Annotated in this window: 19 protein-coding genes; 9 read left to right on the forward strand and 10 right to left on the reverse strand. The window is 53.3% G+C overall.

Features of this window, described 5'->3' with window-relative positions; genetic code table 11:
* Nucleotides 1-58: 58 nt before the first annotated feature.
* The 7 genes from aptA to hydA all read left to right on the forward strand — a co-directional run bounded on the left by aptA (nucleotide 59) and on the right by hydA (nucleotide 8,248).
* Nucleotides 59-1,390 (forward strand): omega-aminotransferase AptA, encoded by a 1,332-nt coding sequence (aptA, locus tag RIC05_RS07700; RefSeq protein WP_350046603.1) that lies wholly within the window; start codon nucleotides 59-61, stop codon nucleotides 1,388-1,390.
* Nucleotides 1,391-1,661: 271 nt separating this feature from the next.
* Nucleotides 1,662-2,498: a nitrilase-related carbon-nitrogen hydrolase gene (locus RIC05_RS07705; protein ID WP_350046604.1), complete on the forward strand. Its 837-nt coding sequence runs from the start codon at nucleotides 1,662-1,664 to the stop codon at nucleotides 2,496-2,498.
* A 232-nt stretch (nucleotides 2,499-2,730) separates the two neighbouring features.
* On the forward strand, nucleotides 2,731-3,522 hold the full coding sequence (locus RIC05_RS07710) for an ABC transporter ATP-binding protein (RefSeq protein ID WP_350046626.1): 792 nt from the start codon (nucleotides 2,731-2,733) through the stop codon (nucleotides 3,520-3,522).
* Nucleotides 3,512-4,441, forward strand: coding sequence for an ABC transporter permease (locus tag RIC05_RS07715; RefSeq protein WP_350046605.1), 930 nt, complete (start codon nucleotides 3,512-3,514; stop codon nucleotides 4,439-4,441). Before RIC05_RS07710 ends, RIC05_RS07715 begins: the two co-directional genes overlap by 11 nt.
* Nucleotides 4,438-5,595, forward strand: a complete 1,158-nt coding sequence (locus tag RIC05_RS07720) for an ABC transporter permease (protein ID WP_350040812.1) — start codon at nucleotides 4,438-4,440, stop codon at nucleotides 5,593-5,595. The genes RIC05_RS07715 and RIC05_RS07720 overlap by 4 nt, the downstream gene beginning before the upstream one ends.
* 61 nt (nucleotides 5,596-5,656) lie before the next feature.
* The gene (locus tag RIC05_RS07725; RefSeq protein WP_350046606.1) at nucleotides 5,657-6,643 is read left to right on the forward strand and encodes an ABC transporter substrate-binding protein; all 987 of its coding nucleotides are present in this window, start codon (nucleotides 5,657-5,659) and stop codon (nucleotides 6,641-6,643) included.
* 153 nt (nucleotides 6,644-6,796) lie between these two features.
* Entirely contained in the window at nucleotides 6,797-8,248 is a 1,452-nt protein-coding gene (gene hydA / locus RIC05_RS07730) for a dihydropyrimidinase (protein WP_350046607.1), read from the forward strand.
* Between the two features lie 80 nt (nucleotides 8,249-8,328).
* Here the strand turns inward: hydA and sugE are convergent, their stop codons facing one another.
* Nucleotides 8,329-8,649 (reverse strand): quaternary ammonium compound efflux SMR transporter SugE, encoded by a 321-nt coding sequence (gene sugE, locus RIC05_RS07735; RefSeq protein ID WP_350046608.1) that lies wholly within the window; start codon nucleotides 8,647-8,649, stop codon nucleotides 8,329-8,331.
* Between the two features lie 205 nt (nucleotides 8,650-8,854).
* Between sugE and mobA the strand changes: the two genes are divergently transcribed.
* Nucleotides 8,855-9,514: a molybdenum cofactor guanylyltransferase MobA gene (gene mobA / locus RIC05_RS07740; RefSeq protein WP_350046609.1), complete on the forward strand. Its 660-nt coding sequence runs from the start codon at nucleotides 8,855-8,857 to the stop codon at nucleotides 9,512-9,514.
* 8 nt (nucleotides 9,515-9,522) lie between these two features.
* On the opposite strand, the gene RIC05_RS07745 is transcribed toward mobA, so the two are convergent.
* From RIC05_RS07745 to glpD, 8 genes are all read right to left on the reverse strand, one after another.
* Entirely contained in the window at nucleotides 9,523-10,407 is an 885-nt protein-coding gene (locus RIC05_RS07745; RefSeq protein ID WP_350046610.1) for an SEL1-like repeat protein, read from the reverse strand.
* Between the two features lie 242 nt (nucleotides 10,408-10,649).
* Nucleotides 10,650-12,398, reverse strand: a complete 1,749-nt coding sequence (locus tag RIC05_RS07750; RefSeq protein WP_350046611.1) for an ABC transporter substrate-binding protein — start codon at nucleotides 12,396-12,398, stop codon at nucleotides 10,650-10,652.
* 138 nt (nucleotides 12,399-12,536) lie between these two features.
* Nucleotides 12,537-12,809, reverse strand: coding sequence for a DUF2160 domain-containing protein (locus RIC05_RS07755; protein ID WP_350040803.1), 273 nt, complete (start codon nucleotides 12,807-12,809; stop codon nucleotides 12,537-12,539).
* A gap of 24 nt (nucleotides 12,810-12,833) precedes the next feature.
* Nucleotides 12,834-13,637 (reverse strand): carbohydrate ABC transporter permease, encoded by an 804-nt coding sequence (locus RIC05_RS07760; protein WP_350046612.1) that lies wholly within the window; start codon nucleotides 13,635-13,637, stop codon nucleotides 12,834-12,836.
* Between the two features lies 1 nt (nucleotide 13,638).
* Entirely contained in the window at nucleotides 13,639-14,511 is an 873-nt protein-coding gene (locus RIC05_RS07765; protein ID WP_350040801.1) for a carbohydrate ABC transporter permease, read from the reverse strand.
* Nucleotides 14,512-14,525: 14 nt separating this feature from the next.
* The gene (locus tag RIC05_RS07770) at nucleotides 14,526-15,617 is read right to left on the reverse strand and encodes an ABC transporter ATP-binding protein (protein WP_350046613.1); all 1,092 of its coding nucleotides are present in this window, start codon (nucleotides 15,615-15,617) and stop codon (nucleotides 14,526-14,528) included.
* Nucleotides 15,618-15,632: 15 nt separating this feature from the next.
* A complete protein-coding gene (locus tag RIC05_RS07775) occupies nucleotides 15,633-16,733 on the reverse strand; it encodes an ABC transporter ATP-binding protein (RefSeq protein WP_350046614.1) in 1,101 nt (366 codons plus the stop codon).
* Complete coding sequence (glpD, locus tag RIC05_RS07780) at nucleotides 16,730-18,286, reverse strand: glycerol-3-phosphate dehydrogenase (protein WP_350046615.1); 1,557 nt, start codon at nucleotides 18,284-18,286, stop codon at nucleotides 16,730-16,732. The genes RIC05_RS07775 and glpD overlap by 4 nt, the downstream gene beginning before the upstream one ends.
* 543 nt (nucleotides 18,287-18,829) lie before the next feature.
* Here glpD and RIC05_RS07785 point away from each other — a divergent pair.
* The gene (locus tag RIC05_RS07785) at nucleotides 18,830-20,290 is read left to right on the forward strand and encodes an NAD-dependent succinate-semialdehyde dehydrogenase (RefSeq protein WP_350046616.1); all 1,461 of its coding nucleotides are present in this window, start codon (nucleotides 18,830-18,832) and stop codon (nucleotides 20,288-20,290) included.
* Nucleotides 20,291-20,401: 111 nt separating this feature from the next.
* On the opposite strand, the gene RIC05_RS07790 is transcribed toward RIC05_RS07785, so the two are convergent.
* The gene (locus tag RIC05_RS07790; protein WP_350046617.1) at nucleotides 20,402-20,947 is read right to left on the reverse strand and encodes a hypothetical protein; all 546 of its coding nucleotides are present in this window, start codon (nucleotides 20,945-20,947) and stop codon (nucleotides 20,402-20,404) included.
* Nucleotides 20,948-20,962: the final 15 nt, after the last annotated feature.

A 20,962-nucleotide genomic window follows, 5' to 3' on the forward strand; every position in this document is an offset into this window, starting at 1 on the left:
AGATGCCCGCATCCGATCCGGTATCAGGGAAGCAATAAAAAGGTACGGGAGACCTTTTATGACAGCCACCACGAAAATCAGCCGACCGAATGACCTTTCGGCATTCTGGATGCCGTTTACGGCCAACCGCCAGTTCAAGCAGACGCCGCGTATGCTGGTCGCTGCCGATGGCATGTATTACACGACCGACGATAACCGCCAGATTCTGGACGGGACCGCAGGCCTTTGGTGCTGTAACGCCGGTCACAAACGTCCAAAAATCGTCGAAGCCGTCAAAGCACAGATGGACGAGCTGGACTATGCGCCTGCTTTCCAGATGGGCCACCCCAAGGCGTTCGAACTGGCCAATCGTTTGGCACAGTTGATGCCGGGCGACCTCAACCATGTTTTCTATACCAACTCTGGTTCTGAATCGGTTGAGACGGCGCTTAAGATCGCACTGGCCTATCACCGCGCACGTGGTGATGGACAGCGGACCCGCCTGATCGGGCGCGAACGCGGCTATCACGGTGTGAACTTTGGCGGCATTTCGGTTGGCGGCATTTCGGGTAACCGCAAAACCTTTGGCCAGATGCTGGGTGGTGTTGACCATATCCGTCATACCTATCTGCCCGAAGAAAACGGTGTCACACGCGGAATGCCTGAACATGGTGCGTTCCTTGCCGATGATCTTGAACGCATTTGCGCGCTGCATGATCCGTCAACGATTGCGGCGGTCATTGTTGAACCGGTTGCAGGGTCGACCGGCGTTCTGATCCCGCCAAAGGGTTATCTTGAACGCCTGCGCGAGATTTGCACCAAGCATGGCATCTTGTTGATCTTTGATGAAGTCATTACAGGTTTTGGTCGCCTTGGCGCGCCGTTTGCCGTGGATTATTTCGGTGTTCAGCCGGATCTGGTCACAACCGCAAAAGGTCTTACCAACGGGACGATTCCGATGGGGGCCGTGTTTGCCACGGATGCCATTCATGATGCCTTCATGACCGGTGCTGAAAACATGATCGAGCTGTTCCACGGTTACACCTATTCGGGCAATCCTGTTGCCTGTGCGGCGGCCATGGCAACGCTTGAGACCTATGAAGAAGAAGGTCTGTATGGCAAGGGCAAGGAACTTGGCCAGTATTGGGAAGATGCGGTGCATAGCCTGATCGACCTGCCATTGGTCAAAGATGTTCGTAACCTTGGCCTGATCGGTGCGATCGAGCTTGAAGGGATCGAAGGATTCCCGACCAAGCGTGCTTTCAATGCCTTCCTCAAGGCATTTGAAAAAGGCATCCTGATCCGGACCACCGGCGATATCATTGCGCTGTCTCCGCCGCTGATCATTGAGAAATCACATATTGATGAGCTGTTTGGAACACTGCGCGAAGTGCTTAAAGAGATCGACTAGGATCAAAGACATTGAACCCTTTGCCCTTGGATGGGCAAAGGGTGCTTGCTTGCAGTTCCGATAAAAACAAAACGGTTCTGCAACGCTTCTGAGGAAACATCTGTTTCGCGATTTTCTGATCGCGTCCCATCTGGGAAATGACCCAAAAAAACAAAGGGTCTTTGGGGCGCGCTTGGGCATAAGTCCGTCAGACCGCATAAGCGGCAAGGGCATAAAATATCAGATCAAGGAGGTATCTCGGATGTCAAAGCTGAGAGGGGGCCTGATTCAAATGAGCCTGAAAGGCTCAACAGATCAGACGCCCGAAGAAATCCGCAAGGCCATGATTGAAGCACACCTGCCTTATATCGAAGAGGCGGGTAAAAAAGGTGTGCAGGTTCTGTGTTTTCAGGAAGTTTTCACGCAACCGTATTTCTGTCCCAGTCAGGACAAGAAATGGTATGCCGCAGCCGAAAAAATCCCCGATGGCCCAACCACGCAACTGATGTGCGAACTGGCGGCCAAATACAAAATGGTCATTGTCGTTCCGATCTATGAGGAAGACATTACCGGGGTTTATTACAACACCGCTGCCGTGATTGACGCCGATGGGACTTATCTTGGGAAATACCGCAAAACCCATATCCCCCATGTTGCCGGTTTCTGGGAGAAGTTCTTCTTCAAACCCGGTGCATCGAACTGGCCGGTGTTTGAAACCCAGTATTGCAAGCTTGGTGTTTACATTTGCTATGACCGCCACTTCCCGGAAGGTTGGCGTGCGCTAGCACTCAATGGTGCGGAATATATCGTCAATCCGTCGGCGACCGTTGCCGGGGTTTCGGAATATATCTGGAAACTTGAACAGCCCGCATCGGCGGTAGCCAATGGTTGCTTTATCGGTGCGATCAACCGGGTCGGGCGCGAAGCCCCATGGGATATCGGCGAGTTTTATGGCCAAAGCTATTTCGTCAATCCACGCGGCGAGATCGAAGCACAGGCATCGCGTGATAATGATGAACTGCTGGTCCATGACATGGATATGTCGATGGTGCGCGAAATCCGCAATAATTGGCAGTTCTTCCGCGACCGCAGGCCTTCGACCTATACGCGCCTGACGGACGGGAATTGATTTCATACGACCGGCAAGCGGGTAAACCTGTTTGCCGTTTTGCTTTGACCGACACGCGGGTTTATTCCGCAATTCCGGCAACGACCGGGTAAATGTCGGCAAGGTTCAGGGCAACGTCCCTGAGGGAAGCTTCCATTGAGTGCGCCAAAAGAGACACTTTTGGTTCCGAGAGAGACATACGATCAGGGGATACCCCATGACGCTAAAAGAAGTCGTCAATAATGTTGCTGCGATGCCCGCATCAAAGAAAGCAGTTGTTGATATTAAAAACCTGTCGCTGACTTTTCAGACGGCTGACGGACCTGTTTATGCGCTTTCCGAAGTTGATCTGACGATTGACGAAGGCGATTTTGTTTCCTTTATCGGCCCGTCGGGCTGCGGGAAAACAACGCTTTTGCGTGTGATTGCCGATCTGGAAAAGGCAACGGACGGCGATATTTCGATCAATGGCGTTTCGCCCGAAGCCGCACGTGAAAACCGTGCGTATGGCTATGTGTTTCAGGCACCCGCCCTTTTGCCGTGGCGCTCCATTGAACGCAACGTGACCTTGCCGCTTGAAATCATGGAGCTTTCCAAGGAAGAGCGCATCAAACGTGCCCATGACGCCTTGAAACTTGTTGAGCTGAACGGGTTTGAAAAGAAGTTCCCATGGCAGTTGTCTGGCGGCATGCAGCAACGGGCCTCCATTGCGCGTGCGCTGTCATTCGATGCCGATTTGTTGTTGATGGATGAACCGTTCGGGGCCCTTGATGAAATTGTCCGTGACCATTTGAATGAACAGCTTTTGAAGCTGTGGGCGCGCACCAACAAGACGGTTGCATTTGTCACCCACTCGATCCCCGAGGCGGTGTATCTTTCAAGCAAAATCGTCGTGATGTCACCGCGTCCGGGCCGGATCATTGATGTGATCGAAACCAACTTCCCCAAAGACCGGACTCTCGATATCCGTGAAACCCCGGAATTTCTTGAAATTGCCCATCGTGTTCGTGAAGGGCTACGTGCGGGGCATGGCAATGACGAGTAACACAGCCAGCCTGACCGGATCGATTGCCGGACCGTCGCTTTGGACCCGTATGATGTCGGGCCAGACGGGGCCGGTGTGTGTCATTATGATTGCGCTTCTGGTCATGTGGTATGTCGGGGCGATTTTCATGAATGCCCCGACCCAGATTGACCGCTATAACCGGGCCGATCAAACCTGGACTACGACGCAGCTGATCGAAGATACGCTGGCACAGGAACGCCCGATCCTGCCAGCCCCCCATCAAGTCGTTCAGGAAATGTATAAGACCATCTTTGCCACCAACATCACGTCAAAGCGGTCCTTGGTCTATCACAGCTGGGTGACGCTTTCCTCGACCCTGCTTGGCTTTGCCAGCGGAACGTTGTTGGGCATTCTGTTGGCGGTCGGCATTGTCCATGTCACGACGCTTGAAAAAAGCCTGATGCCGTGGGTGATTTCATCGCAAACCATTCCGATCCTTGCGATTGCGCCGATGGTGATTGTTGTTCTGGGCGCAATCGGGATCAAGGGACTGATCCCGAAGGCGGTTATTTCGACCTATCTTTGTTTTTTCCCGATCACGATCAGCATGGTCAAGGGGCTCAGGTCCCCGCAGGTCATCCAGCTTGATCTGATGCGGACCTATAATGCCTCGAAATGGCAGACCTTCTGGCAGCTTCGTTTGCCATCTGCCATGCCCTATCTGTTTGCCAGCCTGAAAGTCGCAATTGCGATCAGTCTGGTCGGTGCGATCATTGGCGAATTGCCAACCGGTGCGCAGGCCGGCCTTGGCGCGCGTCTTCTGGCAGGGTCCTATTATGGTCAAACCATTCAAATCTGGTCGGCCCTGTTTACCGCGGCCTTTGTCGCGGCAATGATGGTAATGATTGTCGGTTGGTGCGAACGGCGCGTTCTGGCCCGCATGGGAGTTGGCGCATGACACAGATAAAACTTGATCGATTTTGTCTGGTCGCGGCAATTGCAGCCCTGCTGGCCCTGATCTTCCCGCTGGCGGGTGTTGATCTTGATACCGGCAAACAGGTTGCCTTTGTGGGTGATATCACCGGTCTTGCCAGTGCGATGGCGCTTTGCGTGATCACCGGGGCGGCATTCACATGGATTGGTGTGCGCACGGTTTGGCATGCGGTAATCGTTCTGGCGGTTGCGGTCTTTGGTGCCTGGCAGGCAATTGACGCACTTTATGAATACGGTGTGGCTGGCTATGCCAGCACGGGGTTCTGGTTGTTTATCATCTCGCTTTGGGCCTTTGTCTGGCGCGGGATTGATGTGATTGCCAATTACCGCAGTCTTGAAACGGCCAAACAGCAATCAGCCAATATCTTTGTGCCCGTCGCATTCGGCGTCTGGTTGCTGTTTGTCTGGGAAGTCGTCGTTGCCGGATTTGGCGTGCCACAGGTTCTGTTGCCACCGCCCAGCATGATTGGCGTTCGGTTTGTGACCTCGACCGACATCATGGCGGCTGATTTCTATCAGACCTTTGTGAAGGCGGTTCTCAGCGGCTATGTCATGGGCTGCGGATCGGCCTTTATCGTCGCGATTGCGGTTGACCGTGTGCCGTTCCTGAAACGCGGTCTTTTGCCGCTTGGCAATATGGTCTCGGCCTTGCCGATCATTGGCGTCGCACCGATCATGGTGATGTGGTTTGGCTTTGACTGGCAATCAAAGGCCGCAGTTATCGTGATCATGACCTTTTTCCCGATGCTGGTGAATACCGTGACCGGATTGAACGCGGCAGGGAAACTGGAAAAGGACCTGATGGCGACCTATGCATCGGGCTATTGGTCGACGCTTTTCCGACTGCGGTTGCCAGCGGCGATGCCGTTTGTGTTCAACGCACTTAAAATCAATTCCACGCTTGCGCTGATTGGTGCAATCGTCGCCGAATTTTTCGGCACCCCGATTGTTGGTATGGGTTTCCGCATCTCGACCGAGGTGGGCAGGATGAATATCGACATGGTGTGGGCGGAAATCGCATTGGCAGCCCTTGCGGGGACTGCCTTCTACGGAGCCGTGGCTTATATCGAGAGAAAAGCAACGTCATGGCATCCGTCTTTTAGGGTACGTCGCCATTAAAGGCACAATCAAAGACGGCCCACCGGGAGGACTTGACTACAACCTGAGGAGACATCGACGAATGAATAAATTATTTGCGACTGCATTGGGGTTGGGTTTCGGGCTTTCATCGTTTTCGGCGATGGCAGCAGATGAAGTAACCTTGCAGCTTAAATGGGTCACACAGGCCCAGTTTGCGGGCTATTATGTGGCACTCGACAAAGGCTTCTACGAAGAAGCTGATCTTGACGTAACGATCAATCCGGGTGGCCCGGATGTTGCCCCGCCACAGGTTATTGCCGGTGGTGGTGCAGATGTGGTTGTTGACTGGATGCCGTCTGCTCTGGCATCGCGCGAAAAAGGCGTTCCGTTGGTCAATATCGCACAGCCATTTGCCAAATCGGGCATGATGCTGACCTGCTTGAAGGAAACCGGTGTTGAAAGCCCGGATGACTTCCCGGGCCGGACGCTTGGCGTCTGGTTCTTTGGCAACGAATATCCTTTCTTAAGCTGGATGTCGAAACTTGGCATTCCGACCGATGGTGGGGACAAAGGCGTTACCGTCCTGAAACAGGGCTTTAACGTTGATCCGTTGATCCAGAAACAGGCCGATTGCATTTCGACCATGACCTATAACGAATACTGGCAGGTGATTGATGCCGGTATTTCGGCCGACGACCTTAAGGTCTTCAAATATGAAGATCAGGGTGTCGCAACCCTTGAAGACGGCCTTTATGTTCTTGAAGACAAGCTGAAAGATCCGGCTTTCGTTGACAAGATGGCACGCTTTGTCGATGCCAGCATGAAGGGCTGGATGTGGGCAAAAGAAAACCCGGAAGACGCGGCAATGATCGTTCTTGATAACGATGCCACCGGTGCCCAGACCGAAAAGCATCAGGTTCGCATGATGCAGGAAATCGCCAAGCTGCTGGGTGACAGCGGCAAACTGGACGAAGCAGCCTATCAGCGTACCGTTGACAGCCTGCTGTCTGGTGGTTCCGATCCGGTGATCTCCAAGGAGCCGGAAGGTGCCTGGACCCATGCTGTAACCGACAAGAGCGCGATGTAATCCGATCTTGAACCGTCCGGCGGGCATCTGTTCGCCGGACGGATCTACCTTAAAGCCGACGTTTGAATTTACGCCCTGACGATGTCGGGGAAATTGGCGGAATGCCGGGACTGCCCGCAACTTTTCGCCCCAAAGACAGACAAGGAGCCACCGATGTCCATGGTTATTCGTGGCGGAACCATTGTTACCGCCGATCTGACATATAAATCCGACATTTTGGTCGAAGACGGCAAGATTGCCGCCATCGGGGACAACCTGACCGGGGACAAGGTGATTGACGCCGACGGCTGCTATGTGATGCCCGGCGGGATTGATCCGCACACCCATATGGAAATGCCCTTTATGGGCACCTATTCCGAAGACGATTTTGAAAGCGGCACCAAGGCCGCGGTTGCCGGTGGCACGACCATGGTGGTTGATTTCTGTCTTCCGGCCCCGAACCAGTCGCTGCTTGAAGCATTACAGGCATGGGATAACAAATCGTCCAAGGCGGTTTGTGACTATTCTTTCCACATGGCTGTGACCTGGTGGAGCGAACAGGTCTTTGACGAAATGAAAATTGTCGTCGAAGAAAAAGGCATCAACACATTCAAGCATTTCATGGCCTATAAGGGCGCGCTTATGGTCGATGATGATGAAATGTTTGCATCCTTCTCGCGCTGTTCGGAACTCGGTGCGATGCCGCTTGTTCATGCTGAAAACGGCGATGTGGTTGCGACCTTGCAGCAGAAATTGCTTGCCGAAGGCAATAACGGGCCCGAAGCACATGCCTATTCCCGCCCGGTCGATGTTGAAGGCGAGGCGTGCAACCGTGCGATCATGATTGCCGATATGGCCAATGTGCCGCTTTATATCGTTCATGTATCGTGTGAACCGGCCCACGAAGCCATCCGTCGTGCGCGCGCCAACGGCAAGCGCGTCTTTGGTGAACCTTTGATCCAGCATCTTGTGCTTGATGACAGCGAATATGCCAATGCCGATTGGGATCATGCCGCACGCCGCGTCATGTCCCCGCCATTCCGCAGCAAGCTGCATCAGGATGGCTTGTGGAACGGTCTGGCATCGGGCAGCCTTCAGGTTGTTGCCACCGACCATTGTGCGTTCACCACCGAACAAAAACGCATGGGTGTCGGCGATTTCACCAAAATCCCGAACGGGACGGGTGGCCTTGAAGACCGCATGCCGCTTTTGTGGACCTATGGGGTGAATACCGGCCGTTTGACGATGAATGAATTCGTCGCGGTGACTTCGACCAATATTGCCAAGATCCTGAATGTCTATCCGCGCAAAGGGGCAATCCTTGTCGGGGCGGATGCAGATATTGTGGTCTGGGATCCGAAGGTTTCGAAAACCATCACCGCCAAACATCAGCAATCAGCAATTGATTACAACGTGTTTGAAGGCCACGAAGTCACCGGTCTTCCGCGCTATACCCTCAGCCGTGGCCGCATTGCCGCGGAAGAAGGCGTTGTCATTGCCAAATGTGGTGACGGCGAGTTCATCCGCCGCGAACCCTATCCCGCCGTGAACAAGGCGCTTTCCAAATGGAAAGAAATTACCTCGCCGCGTAAAGTTGAACGCAGCGGTATTCCTGCGGGCGTCTAACACGTTTGGCGGTCTGAAAATGAAAACGGGGCAGCCAATCGCTGCCCCGTTTTGTAATTTGAAGTATGTAGGTCGTTAGCTTAACTCGGACTAAACAGCTTCAACATCACGATGCCAGACAGGATCAGGCAGATGGCGATCAAGCGCCCGATATTGGCAGATTCACCCAGAACCATGATGCCGAAAATCACCGCGCCAACGGCACCAATCCCGGTCCAGATGGCATAGGCCGTGCCCAGCGGAATGGTCCGCATGGCAAGTGCGAGCAGCCAGAAACTGCCCGCCATGGTGACAAGGGTGAAAATGGTCGGAACGGGTTTGGTGAAACCTTCGGAATATTTCAGGCCGGATGCCCAGCAAACTTCCAGAACACCGGCAATGATCAATGCAATCCAGGCCATTAGGGGCCTCCTTGGTATAAGGGGCCGTCCCCGATGGTCTGATGACGAAATCCGGTCGTCCGGTTTCGGGCAAACGTTTTACGCGACGTTGCCATTGTGCTTGTGAAATTTATAGGCGACAAATATCACACAGGCAATTGCGATAAAGGCAACATGGCTATGACTTTTCGTCATTAATCAGAACGGTTTGGATCGCGACGACATCATGACGGCATCATCCGCCCTCACCGACAAAACAAAGCAACCAAAAACCGCCGCACTGATCCTTGCCGGTGGTGAAGGCAGGCGCATGGGCGGGAACAAACCGTTCCGCGAGGTTGGTGGCAAAACGTTGCTGACGCGCGTGATCGACGTCGCCCAAGTGCAATGTGATGATGTGATGATTTCCTCGAACGAGGATGCGGATGTTTTTAAAGCTTACGGCTTGCCGGTCGTTGCCGACAAACCACAAGCCGGGCAGGGACCATTGGGCGGCATTTTGGGCGGGCTTGATGCGTTGCCAGAAGATACCGCTTGGCTTGTGACCTTCCCGGTTGATTGCCCGATTGTGCCGGTCGATATGGTCAAGCGATTACTTAATGCTGTCCAAAACACCAACGTTAAAGCCGCCTTCGCCAGCCACGCGGACCGCGATCATTATCTGTCCAGCATCTGGCACCGGGATGCCGTCAAAGTGATTGGTGAAAAGCTTGCTGCTGATGATCGGCGGGTGCGGGGACCGTTACAGGCGCTTGATGCGCCAAAGGTCGTATTTGACGATCTGGTTTCCGGGCTTGCGCCGTTTACCAACATCAACACACCTGACGAGCTTAAAACCGTTACCGCAGCACTTGCCAGTTTTGTAGGCGTGCCATCGCGAAAATAGAGATCGCGTTAGTTAATGCTGCATGCCCGCCAAGGCGTCCAAGGCTCATAACCTTCAAAGAACCGGGCGAGGAACTGATCAACCTTCTCGCGGTTTTCCGCACGGGCGGCGGGTTCAAGATCCTTGTCATATGCGCCGCAATTCTTTTCAACCGCATCGCCAATGGTTTTCCAGTCGACATCTTCGTTATGGCCGGGAAGTCCGGTGGCAATCGCACACCATCCAACCGCTTCGGCCGTGTCATTAACTGACCGGGCTTCTTCGGCGAGATAGGCCGCGGCACGCATTTCACCGCGCTGGGCAGCAGCACGCAGATACTGATACCGTCCGCTATCGGATTTGGTAAAACGGTTGGCCAGAAGGGTGGCGGCACGCGGATCGCCAAGTTCCCATGCCTGTTCAAGCATGGATTTGGCGGCATCGTTGTTGCCCTGATCGACGGCATCAAGGGCCAGCCACAGCATGGCCTGAGTCTGGTTCTGATCGGCGGCCTGATGATAAAGGCCGCGCACCAGATCACGCGGCGCCTGTTCGGCTTCAAGTTTGCGGGCCATGACAACGCTGGCATCAGGGTTTTGATTGCCTGCCGCCTGTTTCATCATGTCCCAGCCTGCATCTTCATTGGCATCCATGCCCGCCCCATTGATCATTTGGCAGGACAGAAGATATTGCGCGGTGGCGTCCCCTTGGGTGGCAAGGGTGCTGAACGTTTCGGCTGATTTTTCAAATTCACCATGGCGATAGGCGGCAATCGCATCATCCATCATGGATGCGCTGTGTGCAGGCCCCGTAACGATCAGGCCAAGCGCAAGTGTCATTGATGCAATATGCACAAGCTTGCTGCGCTGTTTGGCCTTTGGTGAATTGGTGACTGAAACAACCGGATCTTTCATGAAACTCTGTCTGACATCTTGTTGTGTTCGGGGCAAAAAATGCCGGGACTGACGAAGAAATAAGGGGATGTGTCAGCCCCGGAAGGTTGCTCATGGCAGGGAGGTAATAACGGTTTTGAGCATTCTGTCTTGGCAATAAATCGGTTGGTTTTGAAAATGGATAAACAAAAGCATTTTGAAATTCTGGTGGGATGGCCGGGGATGATAAATCACCCCCGGCACCCCCAGTAGTGAAGCCCGAATTACTGGGCAGCACTCCATTCCGCGATCAGATCGTCATATTTAACGGTCTCACCCTGCGGTTTTTCATTGGCAAGAAGTGCCTTTGGCGCACCCGGCTGGTCGAACCAGTACTGGGCGTCACGTTCTTCGTTCAGCTTCGGTGCACATTCGCCACCGATGCCTGCACGTTCCAGACGCTGCAAGACGCTGTCCATTGCAGTTGCAAGGTTATCCATTGCTTCCTGCGGGGTCCGTTCCCCGGTGACAGCTTCGGCAACGTTCTGCCACCAGAGCTGAGCCAGTTTCGGATAATCCGGAACGTTGGTGCCGGTCGGCGACCACTGAACACGGGCAGGTGAGCGATAGAATTCAACCAGACCACCCCAGTTTGGTGCGATATCGGTCATCGCCTGGGTATCAAGATCAGACTGACGGATTGGCGTCAGGCCGGTCAGGGTCTTTTTCAGCGTGATCGATTTTGCGGTTACGAACTGTGCATAAAGCCATGCAGCTTTGCGGCGCTCAAGCGGGGTGGACTTCATCAGCGTCCAGGAACCCACATCCTGATAACCAAGCTTCATGCCTTCTTCCCAATACGGGCCATGCGGTGACGGCGCCATACGCCATTTCGGCGTACCATCGGCATTCACAACCGGCGTGCCTGCTTTGGCCATATCGGCAGTAAAGGCAGTGTACCAGAAGATCTGCTGCGCAATCTGGCCCTGGGCCGGAACCGGACCAGCTTCGCCGAACGTCATGCCAGCGGCTTCTGGCGGAGCATAAGCTTTGAGCCAGTCAATGTATTTGGTCAGCGCGTAAACAGCCGCCGGGCCGTTTGCGGCACCACCACGGGTGACACTGGAACCAGCCGGTGCACAACCTTCTACACGGATACCCCATTCATCAACCGGAAGGCCGTTCGGGATGCCCTTGTCGCCAGCACCAGCCATCGACAGCCACGCATCGGTAAAGCGCCAACCCAGTGATGGGTCTTTTTTACCGTAATCCATGTGGCCATAGACTTTTTTGCCGTCGATTTCCTTCACGTCATTGGTGAAGAATTCAGCGATGTCTTCATAGGCAGACCAGTTTACCGGAACGCCAAGGTCATAGCCGAATTTGTCTTTGAACTGCTTTTGCAGGTCTTCACGCTGGAACCAGTCATACCGGAACCAGTAAAGGTTCGCGAACTGCTGATCAGGAAGCTGATAAAGCTTGCCATCCGGGCCCGTGGTGAAGGAAAGACCGATGAAGTCGTCCAGATCAAGGGTCGGAGAGGTAACGTCTTTACCTTCGCCAGCCATGAAATCGGTCAGCGGCACAACTGCGTCATAACGCGAATGGGTGCCGATCAGGTCCGAGTCATTGATATACGCGTCATAGATGTTGCGGTTTGACTGCATTTGCGTTTGCAGTTTTTCGATAACATCGCCTTCGCCAATCAGGTCATGGGTCAGGTTAATCCCGGTGATTTCCGAGAAAGCCTTTGCCAGAACTTTTGACTCATATTCATGCGTGGTGATGGTTTCGGACACCACATTGATGTCCATGCCACGAAACGGTTCAGCAGCCTTGATGAACCATTCAAGTTCTGCCATCTGGGCATCTTTATCAATGCTGGATGGCTGGAACTCGCTGTCGATCCACTTCTTGGCTGCATCGGTATATTGGTCTGCCATGGCCGGGTTTGCCAGCACAGCAAGACCAAGAGCGACTGCAACGGCACTGCCTTTAACAATGCTAGAGGCGCCTTTGGCTTTAACGATCATGTCGTTTTCTCCCTGGTCGTCTTCCTTTTTTCGCGTCCGGTCGATCCGGTCATGAGCAGTGGGGGAAGACGGGTACCCACCGCATATGAGTGCAGAAGGAACGGAACCGCTGTAGGACACGGCACCGTTCCTGATGTCTTAGCCCCAGCGCATGACAACAAGCAGCCATACAAGGGCGATGATGGACCCAATCCAAAGGGCGGCATCGGTAAATGCCAGCCATCCCAGATGGATATAGGCTGCACCAAGCAAACTGATAAACAGGCGATCCCCGCGCGTTGTTTCGAGTGGCAAAAAGCCACGGCGCGGAACGGTCGGTGAAACCGCCTGCCAAATTCCCATTCCGATCAAGGTCAGGATGATGCAGCTAAAGAATGCTGCAGTAATCGGGGTCCAGGCCATCCAGGTCATGTTGATATTCCTCCTGTTTTCCGATTACACGCGACCCATCGCGAAACCTTTGGCGATGTAGTTACGAACGAACCAAATCACCAAGGCGCCGGGAACGATTGTCAAAATACCCGCTGCGGCAAGCACACCCCAATCCAGTCCCGAAGCCGAAACCGTACGGGTCATGGTGGCCACGATCGGTTTTGCATCGACCGAGGTCAGCGTTCTGGCCAAAAGAAGTTCCACCCAGCTGAACATAAAGCAGAAGAAGGCGGTAACCCCGATGCCTGAACGGATCAACGGAATGAAGATTGTGGTAAAGAAGCGCGGGAACGAATAGCCGTCGATATAGGCGGTTTCATCGATTTCCTTTGGAATGCCAGACATGAAGCCTTCCAAAATCCAGACCGCAAGCGGCACGTTAAACAGGCAATGTGCAAGGGCCACAGCAATATGGGTGTCAAACAGTCCGACACTTGAATACAGCTGGAAAAACGGCAGCAAGAACACAGCAGGCGGTGCCATACGGTTGGTCAGAAGCCAGAAGAACAGATGCTTGTCGCCGGTAAAGTTAAACCGCGAGAAGGCATAAGCCGCAGGCAAAGCGACAACCAATGAAATGACCACATTGATCCCGACATAGATCATCGAGTTGATATAGCCCGAATACCAGGCCGGATCGGTCAGGATCGTTGCATAGTTTGCCAATGTCGGATTGTCCGGGAACAAGGTCATAGAGCCCAGAATTTCCGTATTGGTTTTGATCGACATGTTGAACAGCCAGTAAATCGGCAGCAACAGGAACACGATATAAAGTAGAAGTCCGATATGACGTTTCTGGAACTGCATTTTATTGTTCCTCCCGCTTTCCGGCGTTCATCACGACGGTATAGAAAACCCAGCAAACCAGCAGAATGATCAGGAAGTAGATCAGCGAGAATGCAGCTGCAGGACCAAGGTCAAACTGACCAACGGCAATGGTGACCAAGAACTGGCTCAGGAATGTTGTGGCTGTTCCCGGCCCGCCACCTGTCAGGACAAATGGTTCGGTATAGATCATGAAGCTGTCCATAAAGCGCAGCAGCACACCAATCACGAGAACCGATTGCATTTTCGGAAGTTGGATAAAGCGGAAAATGGCCCAGCGCGATGCACCGTCAATCTTGGCAGCCTGATAATAGGCATCCGGGATGGAGCGCAAACCGGCATAGCACAGAAGAACAATCAAACTGGTCCAGTGCCAGACATCCATGACCAGAACCGTGACCCACGCATCCATCGGATTTTGGGAATAGTTATAATCAATGCCCATCAGATTGATGACATAGCCACCAAGACCGATGTCGGCACGACCGAAAATCTGCCAGATGGTGCCAACCACATTCCATGGAATAAGCAGGGGCAGGGCAAGCAAGACCATTGATGCCGAAACACCCCAGCCCTTGCGTGGCAAGGTCAATGCCACCGCAATGCCCAGTGGAATTTCGATGAACAGCACGCTGAGTGTAAAGATGATCTGACGCACCAGCGCATCATGCAGGCGGCTGTCTGCCAGAACCTGTTCGAACCATTCGGTCCCTACAAAGAAACGGGTCTGTGGATCGAAAATGTCCTGAACCGAATAGTTCACAACGGTCATCAGCGGAATGATCGCGCTGATGGCGACGATAAAGAAGACCGGCAGGACGAGGAACCAGGCCTTGTTGTTGGTGATTTTGTTCATTTCCCCATTCCCCCCTACGCGACCAACTGACTGTCGGCGTAAAGCTTGGTCCATTCCGGCGCAAAGCGCAGAATTCCGGACTGGCCGATGATTTGTGCATCTTCGCCAAGCTTGACCTTGATTTCCGATGCGCCAAAGCGGGTGGTTGCGATTTTGTATTGGCCAAGGTCCTCGACCTTGATGATGTTGACTTCAACACCATCGCCTTTGGCAACGTCGCCGGTTTCAAGTTTCAGGAATTCCGGTCGAATACCAAGTTCGATCTTCCCGCTTTGTTTGGAAACCGCTTCAAGGTGACGATCGGAAAGACCGATACGCTGCCCGTCAATCCAGGCAGCACCATCATCGATGTTGCAATCCATGATGTTCATGCCCGGACTTCCGATGAAGTACCCAACAAAAGTATGGGCCGGATTTTCAAACAATTCCTGCGGGGTGCCCAACTGCACGACCTTGCCGCCATACATGACAACGACTTTGTCAGCGAAAGTAAGTGCTTCGACCTGATCGTGGGTGACATACACCATCGTCGGGCGCAGCTTGTTGTGAATTTCTTTAAGCTTGCGGCGCAGAACCCATTTCAGATGTGGGTCAATCACGGTCAGCGGTTCGTCAAACAGGATGGCCGAAACATCATCCCGCACCAGACCACGGCCCAGCGAGATCGTCTGTTTTTCATCCGCACCCAGACCGCGTGCCTTTTGCTTAAGCTTACCAGTCAGATCAAGCATCCCGGCGATTTCGCGTACACGGGCATCAACGCGTTTTTCATCGACACCGCGATTGCGCAACGGGAAGGCAAGGTTTTCATACACAGTCATGGTGTCGTAAATCACCGGGAACTGGAAAACCTGTGCGATGTTGCGTTCTTCCGGGGCAAGGCTTGTTACATCCTTGCCATCAAACAGGACCTGACCATGTGACGGGGTCAGAAGGCCGGAAATGATGTTGAGCAGGGTGGTCTTGCCACAGCCCGACGGGCCAAGCAGGGCATACGCACCGCCATCTTCCCAAACATGCTCCATACGGCGCAGGGCATAATCCTCGTCCGTTTTCGGGTCGGGGAAGTAGGAATGCGCAAGGCCTTTAAGATCAATACGTGCCATTTTACTTTTCTATCCTCACGCCGCTTTGCCAGTGGAAAGTTCGACCGGCGGCGCGGCCACGAGTTGTCCGTTTGCGTCAAAAGCAAACAGGCGTGTTGGATCGACATAGAATGCGGTGGCTTCACCCAGACGCGGGTTGTGAACACCTTCTTCCTGAATGACCCAGGACACGTCATTGAAATGCACATGAACGAAGGTTTCCGAACCGGTGATTTCGGCCAGTTCGACCTGTCCTTGCATGGCAATGGTGTCTGTGCCGGTTGGGTCAACCGACAGATGGTTGGCACGAATGCCAAGTGTATATTGACCCGCTGCCAAATCCGAAAGGTGCCCGGCAAGCGGGACCTGATGGCCGCTTTTCATAAAGATCATGCCATCGCGTACTTCGGCCCCGACAAGGTTGATCGGCGGATCGGAAAAGATCAGGCCGGTCTCAACCGATGCCGGGTTGTGATACACCGACGTGGTTGGGCCAAACTGGGTCATCTGACCTTCATGCATCACCGCACATTTCCCGCCCAGAAGCAGGGCTTCCATCGGTTCGGTCGTGGCATAGACAACAATGGTGTCGCGTTTGGCCAAAAGATTGGGAATTTCTTCGCGCAATTCTTCGCGCAATTTGTAATCAAGATTGACCAGCGGTTCATCAAGCAACAGAAGTTTGCAATCCTTGACCATCGCGCGCGCCATTGCGGTACGCTGCTGCTGCCCGCCCGATAATTCCTGTGGCAAGCGGTCAAGAAGATGTTCGATATGCATCAGTTCTGCAGTCTCGCGGACACGCTTTTCGATTTCAGCGGCATCAACGCCCTGAAGTTTCAGCGGGGATGCAATATTGTCATAGACATTCATCGACGGGTAATTGATGAACTGCTGATAGACCATGGCGACATTGCGTTTCTGTACAGCCATGCCGGTAACATCAACATCATCAACAAAAATGCGGCCACGGGTTGGCGGTTCAAGCCCGGCCATGATGCGCATCAGTGTCGTTTTACCGGCCAGGGTCCGCCCCAACAGGACATTGAACGAACCCGGTTCCAGTGTCATGGACACATCATCGATGTGGGTCTCCCCGCCCACGGTCTTGGTTATGTTTTCAAGCGTAAGGGTCATTTTCCACTGTTTCCTTCGCCCGCTTTCACGGTGTTTTTTGATTTCGGTTCGGTTTTGAACCATTGGACAATGGCATTACGCGTCTTATCCGATAAATGCAGGCCGAGTTTGGATCGGCGCCACAAAACGTCTTCGGCCGATTTGGCCCATTCGGCATCTACCAGATAGCGCAATTCACATTCATATACGTCGTCGCCAAAATGCTTGCCAAGCCCTTTGAGATCAGACGCTTCACCAATTATCGTATTGGTGAGTGTGCCGTAGTTTTGCACGTAGCGGTAGATGTGTGATTGTGGAATCCACGGAAATTTATTGTGCATCGCAGTAAGGTAACGTTCGAAATCCGCATCGGGAATATCGCCACCGGGAAGCGGTTTGGTCGCTGTCCAGCGGGTGTCATCATGCCCAAGCAGGGGGCATAGCTTGCTCATCGCGGATTCCGCAAGTTTGCGATAGGTGGTGATCTTGCCGCCATAGATGTTTAGAAGCGGCGCACCATTGTCGGTGCGATCACCACGATCAATTTCAAGAACATAGTCGCGTGTGACCTGTGATGCGTCTTCGCTGCCATCACCATAAAGCGGCCGGACACCGGAATAGGCCCAAACGACATCGTCTGTGGTGATCTTTTTTTCGAAATAGGTGTTGGCAAGCTGGCAAAGATATTCGGTTTCTTCCGAACTGATTGCGACCTTGGCGGGGTCACCTTTGTAGTCGCGATCCGTGGTGCCGATCAGGGTGAAGTTTTGCTCATAGGGAATGGCAAAAACAATCCGCCCGTCCGGGTTCTGGAAGATATAGCAATATTCATGATCAAACAGTTTGGGTACCACAATGTGGCTGCCCTGAACCATACGAATGCCTTGTTTCTTTTTGGCTTCGACCCGGTTTTCCAGAAGTTCGGCACACCATGGACCCGCCGCATTGACCAGTGATCTTGCCCGGATAGTACGCTCGGACCCATCATCGGAATTACGGATCGTGACGTTCCAGACATCATCATCGCGCTTTGCCGAAATGCATTCGGTACGGGTTTCAATACGTGCCCCCATATCACGGGCCGACATTGCGTTCAAAACCACAAGGCGGGCATCCTGAACCCAGCAATCGGAATAGACGAATGCCTTTTCCATGCCGCTGACCAGGGGTTGGCCCGCCGGATGGGTTTTCAGTTTGATGCCTTCGGAACCGGGAAGCTTTTCACGACCACCAAGATGATCATACAGAAACAGTCCAAGACGGATCATCCATGCCGGGCGCAGGCCTTTGACATGGGGCAGAACGAACCGCAAGGGCCAGATGATATGCGGGGCAGCGCGCAGCAGAACTTCGCGTTCAATCAGTGCTTCGCGCACCAGTCGGAATTCATAATGCTCAAGATAGCGCAGGCCGCCATGGATCAGCTTGGTGCTGGCGGATGAGGTTGCGCTGGCAAGGTCGTTCTTTTCACACAAAAAGACCTTAAGCCCACGCCCCGCTGCATCGCGTGCGATACCCGTGCCATTGATGCCACCGCCAATAATGGCGATGTCGTATGTTTCTGAAGTGAGCAACCGTATCCTCCCTGGTGCCCTTATTTGTGACAGATGTTCTCAACTGTCATTCTGTTCTTTCATAAACGTTACGAACGCCCCAAAATAATTGCAAGCGAAAATTATGGCGATTTGAAATTTTCGATAATGAACTGAAATTATAGCAATGTAACAGATTGTTATTGCTGTATCTTTTGTGACCTCCTTGAGGAACACGGTTGGCATGAAGCCGGTGTTTCGGTTCCGATCAGTCCTGTGGAATGCTCAGAATCACTAAAAAATGAAAAAATACGACCGGGGGTTATCAGAAGGTGGCGATAGCGTATCAACGCGATCTTTGCGCGCTTGGAACAGGTCGCGTTGGATCACCGCGCTGCACTTTCTGCCAAAACCGGCGGTTCGGCAGGGGAAAGTTGCAATCTTCTAGCAAAGCTGGGAAAGGGCGCTGTTTGCGATTGCCAAGGGAGAAATATCTCGCAAAGATGTGGCATTACGCACGGAGCAGACTAGATGTTGGGATATCCAATTTTGTCGCTCCCAATCAAGAAATCCGGAGGCACTATAATGGTTTCGCTTAAAGACCCGTCACTTTTCACCCAGCAGGCCTATGTTGGCGGTGAGTGGGTCGATGCCCCAGACGGGAAAACAGAACAGGTCACCAACCCGGCAACCGGCGACGTTATCGGCACAGTGCCGGTTCTGGGCCGTGATGCGGTTGCACATGCCATTGCGGTGGCAGAAAAGGCCCAGAAGCTTTGGAAAAAGCGCACGGCCAAGGAACGCTCGATCATTTTGATGAAATGGTACGACCTGATGATGGAAAATCAGGATGACCTTGGCGCCCTTATGACCGCCGAACAGGGCAAGCCCCTTGCCGAAGCCAAAGGCGAAATCGCCTATGCGTCCAGCTTCCTGCAATGGTTCGCCGAAGAAGGTAAGCGCGTTTATGGCGATGTGATCCCGACCTTTGCCGAAGGCCGCCGTGTAATGGTTCTCAAAGAACCGGTTGGCGTTTGTGCCGCCATCACGCCGTGGAACTTCCCGACTGCCATGATCACCCGCAAAGCGGCCCCGGCCTTGGCCGTTGGCTGTGCGATGGTGGTTAAACCGGCAATGGAAACACCGTTCTCGGCCCTTGCCATGGCGGTTTTGGCCGAACGTGCCGGTTTGCCAAAAGGCTTGCTGTCGATTGTGACCGGTGATGCGGTCGAGATCGGCGCTGAAATGACGCAGAACCCGACCGTCCGCAAACTGACCTTTACCGGATCAACCCCGGTTGGGCGTTTGTTGATGCGTCAATGTGCCGACACGGTTAAGAAAATCAGTCTTGAACTTGGCGGCAATGCGCCGTTCATCGTCTGCGAAGATGCCGATATCGATGCGGCTGTCGAAGGCGCGATTGCCTCGAAATACCGCAATGCCGGTCAGACCTGTGTTTGTGCCAACCGTCTGTTCATCCATGACAAGGTCTATGACGAGTTTGCTGAAAAATACGCTGCCAAGGTTTCCGGAATGACCGTTGGTGATGGCTTTGACGAAGGCGTTGTCATTGGTCCGCTGATCAATGAAAAGGCTGTTGAAAAGGTTGAAAAGCAGATTGCTGATGCGGTTTCCAAGGGCGGGCGCATCCTGACCGGCGGTAAGCGCCATGAAAAAGGCAACTCGTTCTTCCAGCCAACCGTGATTGCGGATGCCAACCGCGACATGATTGTCTTCCGCGAAGAAACCTTTGGCCCGATGGCACCGTTGATCCGGTTCCACAGCGATGACGAAGTGTTGGAAATGGCCAATGATTCCGAGTTCGGCTTGGCATCCTATTTCTATTCACGCGATATCTCGCGCATCTGGAAACTGGCCGAAGGCCTTGAAAGCGGTTTGGTCGGTGTCAATGTCGGCGTGATGGCAACCGAAGTTGCGCCGTTTGGTGGTTTCAAACAATCCGGTGTTGGCCGCGAAGGATCGAAATACGGCATCGAGGATTACCTTGAAGTCAAATATGTCTGCATTGGCGGTGTTGACGAATAATCCGTTAACCATCTGTCAGAACGCAACAAGGGCGCTGCAAATTGCAGCGCCCTTTGTTTTGGTTGACCTAGAAGGTCAGGCTGACTGTCGCCAGATCAGGGGGGGCTTCGATCAGATGTCCAAAATGTTTTTGTTTTTTCGTACACCATTGGCGTCTTTTTCATCGCCAAGAATGGACTGGGATGAGCCCGAAGGAAGCTCAGATTGAAGGTCAGTGAAGACAGCAAACATGCGCGGGTTAAACGCGATCTGTGCCTGCATGCGATCCCGGCGCTCGCCGCTGGTTTCATCGCCGTTCGGGGCTTTGCCCATTTCGGCATTGGCAAGTGTGTTGCCATTCAGCTTCTGTTCAATCGCGTCTGAAATGGCTTTTTCAATCGCTTGACGCTGCGGGGCATCCATTTCAGCCAGCGCATTTTCATCAAGACCCATGCCTTGCAGGATCTTGGCGCGCATTTCTTCGATCTTGCGATCTTCGATCTCTTTCACATAGGTGGTGAAACCGTGTTCGCGGATATAAGCCAGCTCGGCATTTTGTTCCTTGTCTTTTTCAGGAAGCGGCTGGCTGTTTGATGCAATTGTCCTTGCCTGCTCTACGGCGTTTTTGGCGCTATAGGCGGTGTTGGTGACGCTCATCAATGTGTCATACAATCCCATCAAGAGCCCTCCTTG

Source organism: Thalassospira sp. (genome assembly GCF_040218635.1).
Lineage (GTDB): Bacteria > Pseudomonadota > Alphaproteobacteria > Rhodospirillales > Thalassospiraceae > Thalassospira.